General features: G+C 64.6%; 1 protein-coding gene. It reads left to right on the forward strand.

What is annotated here, in order from left to right; genetic code table 11:
- Nucleotides 1-38 precede the first annotated feature (38 nt).
- A partial coding sequence (locus ADK54_RS16240; protein ID WP_159047781.1) for a helix-turn-helix domain-containing protein occupies nt 39-438 on the forward strand: 400 nt, incomplete at its 3' end.

Here is a 438-nt window from a genome sequence, read left to right on the forward strand (position 1 = left end):
TGGAGACTCCGCGGGTTTTCGACCCCGTAGCCGCGGCCATGGCCCCCGGTTTACTGCGTGCCCACGACGCGGGGGTGGGCGAGCACTACGCGTTCAGAGCGGCGCATTACCTGACCGCCCATCTGCTCCACCCGCACGACGACCTGCAACCGGACACTCCGGGCCTGAATCCGGAGCGACTGCTCGCGGTGACCGACTACATGCACGAGCACCTGGCATCGCACATCACCCTCGAAGACATGGCCAAGGAGGCCTTACTCAGCCGCTACCACTTCGTACGCCAATTCGCCGCCGCCACGGGAAAAACGCCCGTACAATACCTGACCGAGTTACGTGTCGACACCGCGTGCCGCCTCCTCACCACGAGCAACGAACTCATATCCCAGGTCGGCAGCCGCTGCGGCTTCCCCAACCCGGGAAATTTCGCCCGCGTCTTCA

The sequence above is a fragment of the Streptomyces sp. WM6378 genome, from assembly GCF_001279695.1.
In the GTDB taxonomy this organism is placed as follows: domain Bacteria; phylum Actinomycetota; class Actinomycetes; order Streptomycetales; family Streptomycetaceae; genus Streptomyces.